Below are 15,573 nucleotides of genomic sequence, written 5' to 3' on the forward strand. Positions count from 1 at the left end.
TCAGCCGCATGCCCGAGAGTTGTTCAAGCCGGGTCGCCCTCAGGTCATCTGCCGTAACGCCGGTCCCGTACGGCGTACGACCGCAGCGCGCGCAGCAGGTCTATCTGACGGAAGGCGGGCCACAGGACCTCGACGAAGTGCACCTCGGCGTAAGCGGACTGCCACAGCAGGAAGCCGGACAGGCGCTGCTCGCCGGAGGTGCGGATGATGAAGTCGGTGTCGGGGCCCGCCGGGGAGTAGAGGTTGTCGGAGATGTGCTGGAGGTCGAAGTTCTCGGCCAGTTCGCGCGGGTCGCCGCCGCCGGAGATGTGCTTGTCGAAGGCGGACCGGACGGCGTCGATGATCTCCCGGCGGCCGCCGTACCCGACGGCGACGTCGACCTTGAGCCCGGTCCGGCCGCTGGTGCCGGCGACGGCGTCCTTCAGGACGCGCGCGGTGTCGCCGGGCAGCAGGTCGAGCGCGCCGATGACCTCGATCCGCCAGTTCTCCTCGGCCGCGCAGATGCTGGCCACGGTCTCCTCGATGATCTCGAGGAGCGGGCCGAGTTCGGCCGGCGGCCGGTGGAGGTTGTCGTCGGAGAGCATCCAGAGGGTGACGTGCTCGATGTCGGCGGCGTCGCACCAGCGCAGGAAGTCACCGACCCTCGCACCGCCGACGCGGTAGCCCTCCCGCACGTCGTCGTGCCCGGCGCCCCGGGCCCAACGACGATTGCCGTCCAGCATGATGGCGACGTGCCGTGGACGCGGCTTGCCCTCCAGCTTGCGCGCCAGACGCCTGACGTACAGGGCTTCCAATCCCGCGCGAAGCGCCCTCAAGGCCACGTGCCAAGTCCCTTCGTCCCCACCGACCGCTAGTGGGAGCCACCGTATCGCCCGGCACGGAGCTTCAGCCATTGAGGCAGTTCGGGGCGGCGCAGGGGACACGGAAGGGCGTCGGCCCCGCAGATCCCGTGCGCGTCGACAGTGACAGAGAGTCACGAATGGCGTACGATCGATTACGTTCCGTCATCTTGTCGCCGACCGCTAGGAGATGCCGGTGATCGAGCAGCTCTGGCTCCAACCCCCGCTCGCCTTCGCGCGGTTGGGTCCGTCCAGTACGCCCTGCGACAACTACAGCTGGGGGCCGAGCGATCTCACCCCGCGCGGTACCGGCAAGACCACGGTCGTACCGCAGCCGACCCTCGACCTGGACGCCGACGGCGAACTCACGGAACGGACGCCCGAAGAGGTCCGGTTCAAGGACGCCGAGGGCTGGCGCCCCGTCTGCCCGTACTTCGAGGTCCACGGCACCTGGTCGCTCGACGGACAGCGGCACAGCGGTCCGGTGACCCGAGAGGTGCTGCGGGAGTTCGGCCTGGACCTCGCCGACGTGACCTGGACCGTGGCCGTGGCCAACCTCAAAGCGCACCACATGACCCAGAGCGAGGGCGACCGGATCGCCGCGCGGGTCGAGGTCCGCGGCGACGACAACCTGCGTCACCCGCTCGACGGCACCTCGCCCCAGGACGAGCCCGAACCCCTGGTCCCAGCCGGCAGCAGCGTGCGGCTCGGCTCCGTCCAGGTCCCGGTGCCGAATGAGAGGTTGCCCGAGTTGCGGCTCCGGTTCACACCCGCGGCGGGAGTGGTCTACGGACCGTCCGACCTGCCCCCGGACAGCGACTACCGGGTGGAACCGGGCCGACGGATCCTCAACCCGGACGCGGAATGGTGCGGCTGGCCTCTGCGGGACACGGATCTCCGGACCGTGCCGGGCGGACTCTTCGCGGGCGCCGAGGACCAGGAATCGGTGGGTCTGGTCGACGACGTCTGCGACGGCCTGGTGACCGTGGCCCTCACCGGCGGCCCCAGTGCCACGGCCCGGGTCGTGGCCTGCCCACCCGTCTTCTCCCCGGACCGCAGACCTTTCATCTCCATCGCCGACGGACTGGCCGACCGTGTCCAGCGCGACGACGTGCACGAACCCGAGTACCTGGCGGACAGGGACCTGACGGCCCGCGAGATGCGCGATCTGTTCGAGCGGATCCTCGAGACCATGGGCAATGTCAATCTCGACGTGATGAACGGCATCTTCCAGGCCTTGCCCCGTGCCGTGCCGCTGGACGGCGTACTCCTCGGGCTGACCGAGCAGGGCAGACGGCACCACCGCAGGTTCGTGGCACTGGAGATGCTGGAGGATCTGCTGCGAGAACGGCCGGACCTCATCCGGGCGGTGATCCGCGAACCCGCGGGAGATCCCTCGTTCAACGCGCAGATGCCGGTGGACATGCGCGGCGCGGACGGCGCCGCCATGCACCTCACACGCCGTCAGTACGACCTCCTGGAGGGCTGGGCACGCTCGCTGCGCGAGGCCACGGAGGCCGGCACATGACCGTACTGCTCCAGATCGGCCGGCGCCCTCCCGAGGAACCGACCCCCAGCGCTCCCCCCGACGTCTCGGCCGAGGTCAAGGTCTTCCGCAGCGCCCATGGCGCGCATCTCTTCGTGGCCGACGGCAGCCGGGTCTACGACCTGCCCGAACGACTCGCCGCCCAGGTGGAGGAATGGACCAAGGTCCCGCACGAATCGGTCACGGAACTGGCCCGTGCACTGGATCTGCCGCTGTGGGGTGAGCGCCGCATCGACGGCACCCCGGCCGAGCCCCCGCCCCTGGCCTCGATCTCGCTGAACATCATGCAGGCCTGCAACCTCAGCTGCGGACACTGCTACGCCGACGAGGGCCGGTTCGGCGGCAGCGCTCGTGCCATGTCCCGCGCCACGGCGTTCGCCGCGGTGGACCGGCTGCTCGCCGAGGCCGCGCCCGGCGCGGACGTGGTGGTCGGGTTCATGGGCGGTGAGCCCCTGCTCGCCCGGGACCTGGTGCACGAGGTCGTCGCCCACGCCACCTCGGCGGCGGCGTCCGCCGGTAACCCGGTCCGCTTCGCCCTGACCACCAACCTGACGACCGTACGGCCCGAGGACGCCCGGCTGTTCGCCGAGCACCCCTTCACCGTCACCGTCAGTCTGGACGGTGACCGGACAGGGCACGACGCGCTGCGCCGCGCCCCGGGCGGGGCCAGCGCCTACGACCAGCTGCGCGCCGGACTGGCCGTACTGGCCCGGCACGGCCGGCCCCGCCACCTGAGCGCACGGGTGAGCGTCACGCCGTACACCGGACGACTGCTGGACATCCTGGAGCACGGGATCGGTCTGGGCTTCGACGAGGTCGGCTTCGCCGCGGTGGTGAGCGCGCCCGATCCCGCCTACGAGGTCGACGCGGGGGCGTTCCAGGATTTCCTGGCGCGGATGGTGGAGTGCGGGGAGACCGCGCTGCGCGAGCTGTCGGCCGGACGGCACTACCCCTTCGGGAACTTCCAGACCGCTCTGCGTCAACTGCACCGGGGCACGCATCGCCCCTACCCCTGTGGGGCGGGCGCCGGGTACCTCAGCGCATCGGCCGAGGGCGGTCTGTACGCCTGCCACCGCCTCGTCGACGACCCTGCCTTCGCCATGGGCTCCGTCGCGGAGGGCAGTGACACGAGCCTGCGTCAGCGGCATCTGACGGAGCGCCACGTCGACCGGTCGCAACCGTGCCGCTCCTGCTGGGCGCGCTATCTGTGCGGCGGCGGCTGTTACCACGAGGTGAGCCGCCGAGGCCGCCCGGGCTGCGACTACATCCGCGGCTGGCTGGCCTTCTGCCTGCGTGCCTACGTCGAACTCGCCGAAGTCTCTCCCGGGTTCTTCCAGCAGTCCGACCCGTACCCCGCCACCAGCACCGTCAGCACCGTCTGAAGGATCAGCCATGCCCGACCTGCCGCCTCCCGGCGAGAAGATCTTCCCGCGCAATCTCACCGCCCGCGCCGACCACATCGTGCGCGGCAATCCGTCAGGTACCCGCCCGGAGAGCGGTGTCGACAACTGCTTCCCCGGGCTGGAGCTCGACCAGCGCAACTTGGACAAGCGGTTCTTCCCCGGCCTCCTCGTCGACTTCCACCGACGTGAGGGCTCGCGTGTGCTGGAGGTCTCCGGCGGCGTGCCCGAGGCCGAGGGACTCACCACCGCCGACCTCACCGACCCCGACCGTCCGCTGTACATCTGGGCGGTGTGCGGGCGTACCACGGTGGACCAGACCGAGGGCCAAGTCGTCCCGGTCGACTGCCGCGGCAGCTCGGGGCTCGGTGCGTGGCGCGCGGTGCACGACCTGCTGCCCGGCACCATCGCCGTCCTGCTGGGCCCCGGCCCGGGTAACCCCTCCACCGGATCGTCCACCGTCGCCGGGCTCAACCAGCGGCGGACGGACAACGACAGCTTCGTCCTCCGGGGCCAGGGCGGCCGGGTCAGACTGGCCGTCCTGGTCACCGAGCGGGCCGAATACCTCACCCCCGAGGGGGTGATCGACCCGGAGGCCTACGAACCCGGTGACCTGACCCGCAGCATGTGCGCACCCTGGCAGTACGACTTCCGCGACTGCATGTGCTTCTACTGGGCGTCCTCCAAACCCGATGTCACCAGCAGCGCGGACGGCGCCGTCCCGCAGATGAACTTCCTCCGCAAGGACCGCACGCCCGTGCCGGACCTGGACAACGACGACAGTCCGCCCAACCTGGAAGGCCCGCGCAGGAGGAGCGAGTTCACCTATGCGGACCTCATCGAGGACTGGAACGTCCTTCCGGTCGTGCTCAACGACCGCGAGGACGACAGCAGGGGAATCGAGGAGCCCCCGGCAGCCGAACTCCTGAGCCGAGCCGTGGTGATCGACAAACTGCGCACCCTCGCCACGGTGGAACACGCGCTGTGCATGGAGTACCTCTACGCGCACTACTCGCTCAACGCCCCGAGGGAGTTGCCGACCACGCCGGAACCAAGTCGCCTCACCCGGGCCGCGCACCGGGCCGCCCAAGAGGTGTTCCAAGTGGCGGTCGACGAGATGCGGCATCTGCGCTGGGTCAACGAGGCGCTGGGCACGCTGGGGCAGCCACCGGTCGTCGGCCGCGCGGCCACCATCGACCGCGACGGGGAACACACGGTGGACCGGCGCCCGCTCACCCCCGAGCAGCTCGACTGGTTCATCAAGGTCGAGGCACCGAGCCGGAACGCGGGCACGGGCGTCGACGGCATGTACGTCCAACTGCACCAGAGCCTCGTGCGGCAGCCGGAGCTGTTCCCCGAGCACGACCGGCTCTCCCATTTGATCAAGCTGATCATCGACGAGGGTGGGGACCACTTCCATCGGTTCACCGCCGTACGGTCCCACCTGGCGCCCTTCGCCCCCACGCAGTACCTGCGGTCCCTGGGCGCCGGTGACGGAAGCCCGCTGCAGACCCAGCTGCTGACCCTCAGCGACCAGTACTACGCCCTGCTGCTCGGGCTCCTGCACAGCACCTTCGCCTTGCAGGACCGGGCCGGTGGCGTGCTGATCCAGCAGTCCCGGACGGCCATGGAGAACCTCCATCAGATCAACCACATGCTGGCGGCCCGCGGCGTCGGACCCAGGTTCACGCTGCCCGCCGCCTTCGCTCAGGCGGGGGCTCCCGCGGCGGCGGACGGGGAAGTCGCGCGGGACGCCGCGCGCGCTGCGATCGAGGCGCAGCGGGAGCTGCGCGACCTCGCCGATCTGCGGACGCGGCAGATCATCATCGCCCAGCAGAGCCAGACCGAGGCCCTGCTCGCGCTGCTCGACGCATGAGCGGGGCCGGGGTCGCGGTCACCGGTTCCGGTCTCGCCGAGCTCACCTGCGCCCGGCTGCTCGCCGCTCGCGGGCACCGGATCCGGCTCGCCCCGGAGCCCGCCGCGGCCGGTCCCCGGCCCCTGCTGCTGACCCGACCGACGCTGGATCTGCTGCGCTCCCTGTGGGGCGTCGGACTGCTCGACGGCACCTGGGAGTTGAGCAGTCGTGAGGTGACATGGGGCACGGCGGATCCAGCTCGCTTCCCCCAACCCGCCCGCGTCGTGGACGGGGGGCTGCTGGCCGCCCGAATGCGGTCACGGCTCGACACCCTCACCCACGGGCGCGCTGAGCCCTGGCGGGAGGAGCCGGAGCGGCGCGTCGGGCCCGGGTGGCGGGAGGAGCCGGAGCGGCACGGCGGGCCCGGGTGGCACGGCGGGCCCGGGTGGCACGGCGGGCCCGGGTGGCGCGGCGGGCCCGGGTGGCACGGCGGGCCCGGGTGGCACGGCGGGCCCGGGTGGCGGGTGACGGCCGAGGCTCCGGGCAGCGTCCAACGGACGTACGGGCGGCGCGTCTTGCTGGCCGGGACAGCGCCGCTGGCTCCCGGCGGGGACGAGCGTACGGCCCGGCTGGCCACCGCCCGTCTCGGCTGGGTCCAGCTGACGCCGCTCGGCGGCGGCCGGTGCCTGGCGCAGGGCATGGTGCCCGGCCCTGCCGCCGATCCCGCCGGGCTCCTGTCCCGGCTGCTCGACGAGAGCGGACTGAGCCCTGTCCTGCGGCACCCGCCGCGTACCGCCGTAGCCCTCCCGGCGTCCCCCCACCTGCATCCGGCCCCGGCGCGGCCGCCGTCCGACGGGGTGGACGGGTGGCTGACCGTCGGCGCCGGCGCCCTGCGCTGCGACCCCCTCAGCGGCACAGGCACGGCCCAGGCCCTGCGTACCGGAATCCTCGCCGCCGCCGTGATCGACGCGGCGACGAAGGGTTCTCCGGTGAACGCCCTGTGCGCTCACTACGCCGAGCGGCTCCGTGCGGCATTCGTCGAGCATCTGTACAGCTGCGCCCGCCTTTACACGGCGGCCTTCCCGGATCGGGCGTGGCGGGACGAGATCGTCACCCGGATCTGATCGCGCTGGCGCCGGTGCCGTCCGCAAGTGCCGTCCCGGCCGGTGATCCGCACGGGTCGACCAGCCCACCCCTCATGCCGTCGTCAACTCCCGGATCAGCTCGGTCATCCGCTGGGACGGCGAGACCCTGAGTTCCTGCTGCAGGAGCCTGCGGTAGTCCAGGTAGTGCTTGACCGCGCAGGCGACATTGCCCTCCGCCGCGTGGACCTCGATGGCGATGCGGTGGGCGGTCTCGCGGAACGGGTCGACCGCGGTGGCGGCGAGGGCCGCCTGGTGCGCGGCCAGGAACCGGTCCACGGCGAGGAAGTGCTGCGCCAGGTGCTCCAGCGCGTACAGACGCATCTGGTCCCAGCGTTCGCGTTCGAGTAACAGCCACTCGTCGTCCCACCCCAGGAGCAGGGGCCGACCGAGATCCTCCACCAGCCGGTCGAGGTCTTTGGGGAGGGCCTGTAGGCCGTCCCCCGGCTCCAGGAGCCGACGGGCGATCCTGCAGATCTCCCAATGGTCGACGGCGATGCACGGCGACAGGGCGAGCCGGTGACCCTCGCAGACCACGACGTTCCGCGGGCCGATCTTCCGGCTCTGACACAGGGCCGACCTCAGGTTCGCCGCGGCCCGCAGCGGGGTGCACTCCGGCCAGAGCTGCTCCGCGGCAGCCCGCCGGTGAATCCCTTCACCGCGCACGGCAAGGAGGCCGAGCAGACGCTGAGCCCCCGCCGGGACGGCGACCGAACGCCCGTCACGGATTAATTCAAATGGTCCCAGGATTTCGAGCTGGACTGCGTTCATCACAGCTAACACTGTGCTCGACGCGTTTTTCCGCTGCAACCGCTGTGACCCCCTCGGACCAGGCATGGCTGCAACGTCGAGTACTTCAAGAATCACCAAAACGGCATCGGTCAAATAATTTCGCGACACATCGAAAACGGATTCTGAACGCTCCTCGAACGCACCCGAGATGCGTCTCAAATAGATATTCCATATTCCGTCGAATATCTGCGGAACATCTTTGTGGGAAACCTGATTCGCAACCGAAAGGATCACGAGGTCGGGGAACGGAGGATCGGATGGACGTCCGGTCGGTACTTCGCGCGGTTCCCGGTGAGACCGGGCTTGTGGGCACCCCGGCGGTTCGCGTCGCCGTGCTCGACGGCCCCGTCGACTTCGGGCATCCGTGTTTCGCGGGAGCGGATCTCACGCGCCTCGCCACGCTTGTGCCGGATGCCGCCGGTTCCGGACTGATGTCGCTGCACGGCACGCATGTGGCCAGCCTTCTGTTCGGACAGCCCGGATCTCCGGTGACCGGTCTTGTACCGCGATGCCGCGGTTTGGTCCTGCCTGTGTTCCGTGAGTCCCCCAACGGAGGTGTGGCCCGGGTTCCGCAACTCGACCTCGCGCGGGCGGTGGAGCAGGCCGTGGAGGCGGGAGCCCATGTGATCAACATCAGCGGCGGCGAGCGCAGTGCGGACGGCAGGGCGGAAGCCATGCTGGAGCGGGCCCTGCGACGGTGCGCGGAGAACGGGGTGTTGGTGGTCGCCGCGGTCGGCAACGACGGCTGCGACTGCCTCCAGGCTCCGGCCGCCACGCCGTCCGTGCTCGCCGTCGGCGCGACCGACGCCGCCGGCGACCCGCTGGACCTCAACAACTGGGGTCCCGCCTACCGGACGAACGGCGTCCTCGCTCCCGGCCGGGACATCGAGGGCGCGGCGCCCGGCGGCCGGCTCGCGTCGCTGACCGGCAGCAGCTTCGCCACCCCGGCGGTGACCGGTGTGGCCGCGCTGCTCGTCGCACAGCAGATCGCGCAGGGCCGTGATCCGGACCCGCTCGCCGCCGGCCGGGCCATCCTCGCCTCCGCGAGCCGCCCGCCGTGCACCCCGGACGACGCGCCGCAGTGCCGCCGTCTGCTGGGCGGCCGCCTTTCCGCCGCGCGGGCTTTCGAACTGATCAGGGAAGAGGGCTCGGTCGTCCCCCGGGCAACGCGGGGCGACTCCGTGAACATCATCGGCGGCCCCTCGACGACTCGGACGACTCACGCCGAACCGAAAGGAACAGCCATCGTCATGGACACGAACGCCGTACACGCGCACGCCGGGGAGGCGGCCGAGGGTCTGTCCGCGGCCGCGACCCCGCCTCCCGCCACCGGAGCGGCCCCGGCCGCAGCCCCCACGCCGACACCACCTCCCGAGCAGCCCCCGGCTCCGGCTGTGCCGCCGGTCCCGCAGACGGCCCCGGCCGCAGCCCAGGCGCCGGCCGCCTGGCCCGGGGCGATGCCGCAAGCGCCCCAGCAGATGGCGGCGCCGGCCCTTCAGCAGGCGGTGCCCCCGGCCGGAGTCCAGCCCGCCGCACAGCCGCCGGCACCGCCCGTTCCCCCGGCGGACGCCCCTCAGGCACCGCCGATGACTCAACCGGCGCCGGTCCCCGTCGAACAAGGCGTACGCCCCTCGTGCCCCGACTGCGGCGGCACCTGCGGCGGAAACGCGAGCGGGGGCACGTCGGCGAGCATGGGCACGGTCGCGAACGGCAACGGCAACGGCAACGGACGCCAGCTCATCTTCGCGATCGGCACGATCGGCTTCGACTACCGGACGGAGGCCCGCAGGGACAGCTTCCGGCAGCAGATGCCCGATGTGTTCAGGCCCGCCACCTCCGAGCATCCGGAGCAGGAGGTCGCACCGAACGTCTACGACCCCCGGCAACTCCACGACTACCTGGCCAAGAACCCTTGGGCGTGCGACAAGCTCACCTGGACCCTGAACATGGACGCCACGCCGATCTACGCCCTGGAGGCGGAGTCCCCGGTCGGCATGGACTGGACCCAGCCGATCATCACGAACCGCGAGGCGCAGCCCGACGCGGTGCGCGGCAACGCCGAGAAGGCCGTGAACGACGTGGGGTCCCAGCTGACGGACATGCTCGCGACCCTGTCCTATCCCCCGGTGTCCACGGTCTACCGGACGTTCCGTGACGCCATCGTCGGCCAGATCGAGGACCGGGAGAGCCCCGCACACGTCTCGCGGGTCTCGGTGCCCGGAGTGCTGACCGACCGGACGGTGCGCCTGTTCTCCGGCCAGGTCGTCCCGGTGGTCGAGGTGAAGAGCCGTGGTCTGTACACGTGGAACGAGCACGTCTTCGTCGACGCGGTGACGGCAGCGCTGAAGAAGGACCTGGAGCGCCGCAAGATCCGGGTCGAGGGCGAGAAATCGCCCGACCCGGCAAAGACCATCCGCGCCTTCCTGGACAAGATCTACTGGCAGTTCCGCAACCTCGGACAGAGCTCCGCGGACCGGGCGATGAACTTCGCCGGCACCAACGCCTTCGAGGTCGGCAAGGAGATGGCCGAAGGCATGCTGGCGGCCAACCAGGTCCCCGGCGCCAACGACGAGCACCTCTACTCCCTGGACACCATCACGGTCACCAAGAGTCCGTTCTGCCGTCCGGGTTCCGACTGCCAGGACGTCGTCATCACCTTCTTCGACCCCGAGAACGACCGCAGGGCGAATCTCTCGTTCCTGTTCACCTACGACGTCAGCGACGAGCTCCCGGTGAGCCTCGCGCCCGTCCACAAGTTCATCGGCGGCTTCTGACCGCCGTACCCCATCCATCAGGGAGACGTCATGCACGACTCACCACCTCGCCCCCAGCTCTCGGTTCCCCCGCAAGCCCCGGCGGTGCACCGCGAACAGTGGCAGGCGCCGGCCGACGGTGCCGAGGGCCACGGAGCGGAGGCCGCCAGGTCGATGTGCGCGGACCTGACCGGTTCGGCCCGTGACATGTGCCGGGGCATGGGCGGCTAGCAACGCAAGACGTCCGGCGGCGATCGCGCGCCGGTCCAACCCACAGGTGAGAGGAGAGAACCATGCACGACCCGCAATTCACCCTCGAGGAGAGGCCCACGCGGCCCGCGGCTCTGCGCACTCCGTTCCAGACGCCCGCGATCGACCGGAACCCCACCGTGGCCCGCGGCGCCGACGGTGACGACGCGGGAGGCGTCGAGGCCGACTTCGGCTTCGGCAACCTCCTGAAGACGGCAATGAGCCTCCTGGGCTGAGGGCTCGAGGAAGCGCCCAGCACGTCGGCGAGCGAGGCCGTCCGCCCCGCTCACCGGCATCCGGATCGGAAAGGACAGCATCATGACCGCGACCGAGAAGTGGCGTGAGGGCTCTCCCTCACCCGCCACCGCACTGCGGACCCCGTACCAGACGCCCGCGATCGACCGGGCTCCCGCAGGCCCGGCCCCCCGGGGCGACGCCGACGGCGTCGAGGCCAACTGGGGTTGGGGAGACATCCCGTGGGCGTCCCTGGGCAAGGCCGCTCGGGGTGCCCTGGACGCCGTGCTGTAGGCCGGGCGTTCCCATACACTGAGAGGACAGCGTCATGAACGACGAGCTCACACCGCGGCGGCCCGCCACCGGGCCGGTCACCGCGCTTCGGACGCCCTTCCAGACGCCCGCTGTCAACCGCACCCCCACCGACTGCGACGGGCAGCGGGACGATGCCGACGGCGTCGAGCCCAATCTGCCCATCCTGCCGCTGCTCGGTCTGGCCGGCTCGGCGATCGGCTCACTGTTCGACTGAGTTCCGTGTGCCGGCGGCGCGGCCCACGGCCCACCGCCGGTGCGGCGGCTGAAAGGACATCAGGATGAACGAGGAGCCCAACAGGAGCCGGCCGTCCGCATCACGCGGCGCGGCGGGCATCCGCCTCGAACTTCCCATCCAGGCGTCCACCATCGAGCGCAGGTGGGATCTCTACGAGCCCTATCTGGTGGTCGTGGGGACGTACGACCCCGTCGACCAGCCCGAAGGAGTCATCGGACACTACATGGAGTCTCAGTTCCCCGCCGGCCACCACGTCGCCGACCCCGTCACCTCGGCCGGTCGCGACACACGCGGATGGAGCTGCCCGCCCGGGGGCCCGTGCGTGTGGGTCGGCATGGTCTAGGCGGCTGAGAGATCCAGGCGACGGCACGACGCCGGATTCCCCGGCTCCGTGCCGCCGCCGCACATCCGTACGCACACGGAGGTGGGAAGAGATGCCCACGATTGACGTGCCGGAACTCGAGAAGTCCCAAGAGGAACAGCGTCGCCAAGTCGCCGACACCGCAAGGCGGTACCGCGAGTCGACGGAAGCGCGCGAGCGGGCCGAGGCACGGACCGCGGAGGGTGTGTCCTTCCCCGACACACCGCAGGCGCTGGCCGCCCGGGCCGAGCGCATCCTCAGCCGGGGCGGCGTGGCCGCGGCGGCCGTCGTCGCTCAGATCCACGCCGAACCGCTGGACCTCCCGCAGGCCCATGAGCGGATCATCGGCCTCTCCAACGACCTCCAGGCGGCGAACTTCCTGCCACGCGGCGCCCGCGCGGCCAGAACGGTCGCACGTCTCACCCTTCGCCGCGCGGGCCGCGAACTACCGCTCGGCACCGGCTTCTTGGTCTCGCCCAGGCTGCTGATGACCAATCACCATGTCCTGCCGCAGGCCGACTTCGCCAAGGCCTGCTTTGCGGAGTTCGACGCCCAGATCGGCGTCGACAGCGCTCCCGACGACGTCGTCCGGGTGGAACTCGCCCCGGACGACCTGTTCCTCGCCCATGAGCCGCTGGACTTCGCCCTGGTGGCGCTCGCCCCGGCCGACGGGGACGTGCCGCCGGGTGAGGTGTTCGGCTGGAACCGGCTCAGCGTCCGCACCGGGAAGCTGGTCGTCGGCGAGCTGGTGAACATCATCGGCCACCCCAGCGGCCGGCTGAAGGAGATCGCGCTGCGCGACAACAAGCTCATCACGCGGCTCGACGATTTCCTGCACTACCGAACGGACACGGAGCCCGGCAATTCGGGCTCTCCCGTCTTCAACGACCAGTGGGAGGTCGTGGCCCTCCATCACATGGGCGTGCCCGACACGGACGCGAACGGACAGCCCCTGCGCAAGGACGGCACGGCGTGGCAGCCGAGCGACGGCGAGGACACCCTGTCCTGGGTGGCGAACGAGGGCGTACGCATCAGCTCCGTCCTGCGCCATGTGGCGTCCCTGCGGCCGACGCCCGCACAACACGCGCTGCTGGCGGAGATGGGTCCCGAGTCCGGGCTCGGCAGCCCCGTGCCCCAGGAAGCGCCGGGGCGCACGCAGAACGCTGCCGCGATCACGCGACCCGTAGGCGTCGGCGTGGCGGAACGAGCGGCCCGCACCGGACTCCCCGGCCGCGACACCGCCTTCGGCGGCACCCGCCGACTCGTGTTCCTGCACGGCAGGAGCCAGCAGGGCAAGGACCCCGAGGCTCTGCGCCGCGCATGGGCCGGAGGGCTCAACCAAGGCCTGACCCACGCCGGCCTGCCCACCGTCGACCCGGCCGACGCCTGGTTCCCGTACTACGGCGACCGGCTGGCCGAACTGATGGGCACGCACGAATCCGTCGCCCACACCCCACCGGCCCAGGACGCCGAGGCGTACGAGCAGATGCTCCTCGAGGCGGCGACCAGGACCGGGATGCCGGAAGAGGTGTACACGGCCGACGAGAGCCTCGACGGCGCGGTCCGCACCTTCCGGCGCGCACTCGGCTGGGTGGCGGCCAGGTCGGACGTCGACGAGTGGACCATCGACACGGTCTTCAAGGACGTGGCGAAATACCTGAGCGAGCCGCGCGTCCGGGAGGCGGTGCTGGACGCCGTGTCCGCGACCCTGCCCGCTCAGGGTGATCTCGTCTTCGTCACGCACAGCCTGGGCACCGTCGTCGGCATGGATCTGCTCGGCCGGCTGCCGGCCGGGATCGGCCAGGTCGTGCTCGTCACCGTGGGCAGCCCACTGGGCATGGACGCGGTCAACAGCCGCCTGCTGGCCCGCGGACCGCACCGGCCCACCGACGTCCGTGCGTGGGTGAACGCCTTCAGCCCGGCCGACGCGGTCGCCATCGGCTGTCCGCTGCGCGACAAGCGATGGGGCAAGGTGGACCAGCCCGAAGTCACCAACGCCAAGGACAAGGCGCACGACATCGCCCAGTACCTCTCCCACGCGAGCGTGGCCGGTCCCATCGGCCAGGCCCTGCGCTGACACTGTTCACGTCACGCGCCGGAGCGCAGGGCGCGCTGTGCCTCGCCGATGACGGCGATGCCCTCGTCGATCTCGTTACCGCGGACCAGCGGCGCTGGCCCTGGGCTGTGAGGCCGCGTCACGCTGAGCGCGGTGCCGGTGCTGCGCCGACACGGCCCGTGGGGTGTGTCCTTGCACGCGACCTGGCAGGGCGGGGTGGCCGCCGCCTACCTGGCGCTGATGATGACGGCGGTCTCCTTCGTCCTGTGGAACTCGACCGTACGCTCGCCCGGCGCCGGGCGTGCCGGACCGCTCACCGGTTTCGCTCCGCTCGCCGCGCCGTGGGTGTGGCTCGGCATCGCGTGGTGATCGTCGGTCTGGTGGTGGCCCTCGGCCACGAGGTGCTCCCGCTGTTGCTCATACGGTCGCCAAGGCACCTGTGTCCGAAGGTCCCCCGAGCCGTGGGGTCAGCCGAAGTCGGGGATCTGGTGGTCCGGGGTGAGCGCGGCGGCGATGCGCTGGACGACCGTGTGGGCCGAGTGATCGTCCGTGGCCTTGGTGCCCTTCGTCGTCGAGACCGCGATCGACAGGCGCTCGGACGGCAGGTACGCCATCGAGGCGGAGTAGCCGAAGAACAGCGGGTGTTGGGCGATCCAGTCGCCCAGGACGAGGACGCCCAGGCCGTAGTGGGTCTCCTCGGTCTGCGCGAGGCAGACCGTCGCCGGGCACTTGGCGGTCTCGTGGCCGAGGCCGACCGTCCCCGGGTTCAGCAACTCCTCGTAGGAGGACGGGGAGATCAGCTCACCCGAGCCGATCGCGGAGGCCGAGCGGGCCAGGTCGCAGATGTCGGTGGTCTGCACCGCGCCGGGTGCCGTGGTCCACGAGGGGTTCCAGAACGTGGACTCCTCATAGGTCCCGCGGTCCGAGGTGAAGGCGTGCAGGACGGGCGTCGGGATGTCGGGGGTGAAGCTGTTGCGGGTCTCGCGCAGGCCGAGCGGGCCCATGATCTCGCGGTGCAGCAGGTGGTCCAGCCTGGTGTGGGTGATCTTCTCCAGGGCGGCGCCGAGGAGGACGAAGTTGGCGTGCGAGTAGTTCCAGTTGGTGCCCGGCTCGTACCACCGCTCCTGGCGGGTGGAGATGTTCACGAGTTCCTTGGCCGTCCAGTGCCGGAACGGGTTCGCGACCACGGCCTCGACGAAGCCCGGGTCGGGGACGTAGTCGCGCAGGCCGGTGGTGGAGGCGGCGAGCATACGGAGGGTGATCCTGTCGCCGTCCTTCAGGCCGGGCAGCCACCGTCCGACGGGGTCGTCCAGGTTCACCTTGCCCTGGTCGACCAGACGGAGGAGGGCGGTGCCCATGTAGGAGATGGCGATGTTGCCGTTCCGGAAGTGCATGGCGGGTTCGGCCGGGACGCCGGTCATCGATTCGCCGAGCGCGGTGGTGACGACCTCGTGGCCGTCGACGCTGACCCGCAGGATCACCGACTTCAGGTCCAGTTCGGACTTGGCGCGCTGGGCGATGCGCAGGATCTCGCGTGCCGGGCCGTCGTCGGGCACGTCCGAGCCGACGCAGGGCCGACGGTGGTGACCGCCGCCGTCCGTCGCGCTGCCTGCGACGGCCGGGGTGCCGAGGGCTAGGAGGGCGAGGAGGGCTGTGACTGCGGTGGCCGCGACAAGGCGCGACCGTGCTGTGGAACGGGCTCGTCTCATGGCCGGAGTATTCGCCGGGCCCGCCCGCGCGGCGGACCGGGCGTCGCCGACTCGCACGAAGATCACCCGTCAGGCCCGACTGGGTCT

General features: G+C 71.0%; 15 protein-coding genes. 12 read left to right on the forward strand and 3 right to left on the reverse strand.

From position 1 onward, the window contains the following. Positions 1–44 precede the first annotated feature (44 nt). A complete protein-coding gene (locus AC068Z_RS19035; protein ID WP_478557267.1) occupies positions 45–815 on the reverse strand; it encodes an isoprenyl transferase in 771 nt (256 codons plus the stop codon). 220 nt (positions 816–1,035) lie between these two features. Between AC068Z_RS19035 and AC068Z_RS19040 the strand changes: the two genes are divergently transcribed. From AC068Z_RS19040 to AC068Z_RS19055, 4 genes are read left to right on the forward strand one after another with little or no spacing between them, the layout of a single operon-like run. Continuing rightward, the gene (locus tag AC068Z_RS19040; RefSeq protein WP_478556658.1) at positions 1,036–2,367 is read left to right on the forward strand and encodes a hypothetical protein; all 1,332 of its coding nucleotides are present in this window, start codon (positions 1,036–1,038) and stop codon (positions 2,365–2,367) included. Then, positions 2,364–3,767, forward strand: coding sequence for a radical SAM protein (locus AC068Z_RS19045; RefSeq protein ID WP_478556660.1), 1,404 nt, complete (start codon positions 2,364–2,366; stop codon positions 3,765–3,767). The genes AC068Z_RS19040 and AC068Z_RS19045 overlap by 4 nt, the downstream gene beginning before the upstream one ends. A 10-nt stretch (positions 3,768–3,777) precedes the next feature. Then, positions 3,778–5,661 (forward strand): LodA/GoxA family CTQ-dependent oxidase, encoded by a 1,884-nt coding sequence (locus tag AC068Z_RS19050; protein ID WP_478556662.1) that lies wholly within the window; start codon positions 3,778–3,780, stop codon positions 5,659–5,661. Then, positions 5,658–6,764 (forward strand): hypothetical protein, encoded by a 1,107-nt coding sequence (locus AC068Z_RS19055; protein WP_478556664.1) that lies wholly within the window; start codon positions 5,658–5,660, stop codon positions 6,762–6,764. The genes AC068Z_RS19050 and AC068Z_RS19055 overlap by 4 nt, the downstream gene beginning before the upstream one ends. A 72-nt stretch (positions 6,765–6,836) precedes the next feature. Here the strand turns inward: AC068Z_RS19055 and AC068Z_RS19060 are convergent, their stop codons facing one another. Then, positions 6,837–7,553: an AfsR/SARP family transcriptional regulator gene (locus AC068Z_RS19060; RefSeq protein ID WP_478556666.1), complete on the reverse strand. Its 717-nt coding sequence runs from the start codon at positions 7,551–7,553 to the stop codon at positions 6,837–6,839. A 278-nt stretch (positions 7,554–7,831) separates the two neighbouring features. On the opposite strand from AC068Z_RS19060, the gene AC068Z_RS19065 reads away from it, so the two are divergent. From AC068Z_RS19065 to AC068Z_RS19100, 8 genes are all read left to right on the forward strand, one after another. After that, positions 7,832–10,348: a cyanobactin maturation protease PatG family protein gene (locus AC068Z_RS19065; protein ID WP_478556668.1), complete on the forward strand. Its 2,517-nt coding sequence runs from the start codon at positions 7,832–7,834 to the stop codon at positions 10,346–10,348. A 30-nt stretch (positions 10,349–10,378) separates the two neighbouring features. Further along, a complete protein-coding gene (locus tag AC068Z_RS19070) occupies positions 10,379–10,558 on the forward strand; it encodes a hypothetical protein (protein WP_478556670.1) in 180 nt (59 codons plus the stop codon). Between the two features lie 62 nt (positions 10,559–10,620). Continuing rightward, positions 10,621–10,812, forward strand: a complete 192-nt coding sequence (locus AC068Z_RS19075; RefSeq protein WP_478556672.1) for a hypothetical protein — start codon at positions 10,621–10,623, stop codon at positions 10,810–10,812. A gap of 82 nt (positions 10,813–10,894) precedes the next feature. After that, on the forward strand, positions 10,895–11,104 hold the full coding sequence (locus AC068Z_RS19080; protein ID WP_478556674.1) for a hypothetical protein: 210 nt from the start codon (positions 10,895–10,897) through the stop codon (positions 11,102–11,104). Between the two features lie 34 nt (positions 11,105–11,138). Then, the gene (locus tag AC068Z_RS19085; RefSeq protein WP_478556676.1) at positions 11,139–11,339 is read left to right on the forward strand and encodes a hypothetical protein; all 201 of its coding nucleotides are present in this window, start codon (positions 11,139–11,141) and stop codon (positions 11,337–11,339) included. Positions 11,340–11,403: 64 nt separating this feature from the next. Next, positions 11,404–11,703, forward strand: a complete 300-nt coding sequence (locus tag AC068Z_RS19090; protein ID WP_478556678.1) for a hypothetical protein — start codon at positions 11,404–11,406, stop codon at positions 11,701–11,703. 91 nt (positions 11,704–11,794) lie between these two features. Then, on the forward strand, positions 11,795–13,798 hold the full coding sequence (locus tag AC068Z_RS19095) for a trypsin-like serine peptidase (protein ID WP_478556680.1): 2,004 nt from the start codon (positions 11,795–11,797) through the stop codon (positions 13,796–13,798). Between the two features lie 171 nt (positions 13,799–13,969). Then, a complete protein-coding gene (locus AC068Z_RS19100; RefSeq protein ID WP_478556682.1) occupies positions 13,970–14,146 on the forward strand; it encodes a hypothetical protein in 177 nt (58 codons plus the stop codon). A 98-nt stretch (positions 14,147–14,244) separates the two neighbouring features. Here the strand turns inward: AC068Z_RS19100 and AC068Z_RS19105 are convergent, their stop codons facing one another. Continuing rightward, entirely contained in the window at positions 14,245–15,486 is a 1,242-nt protein-coding gene (locus AC068Z_RS19105) for a serine hydrolase domain-containing protein (protein WP_478556684.1), read from the reverse strand. Positions 15,487–15,573 lie beyond the last annotated feature (87 nt).

This window comes from Streptomyces sp. NPDC043726, assembly GCF_056436565.1.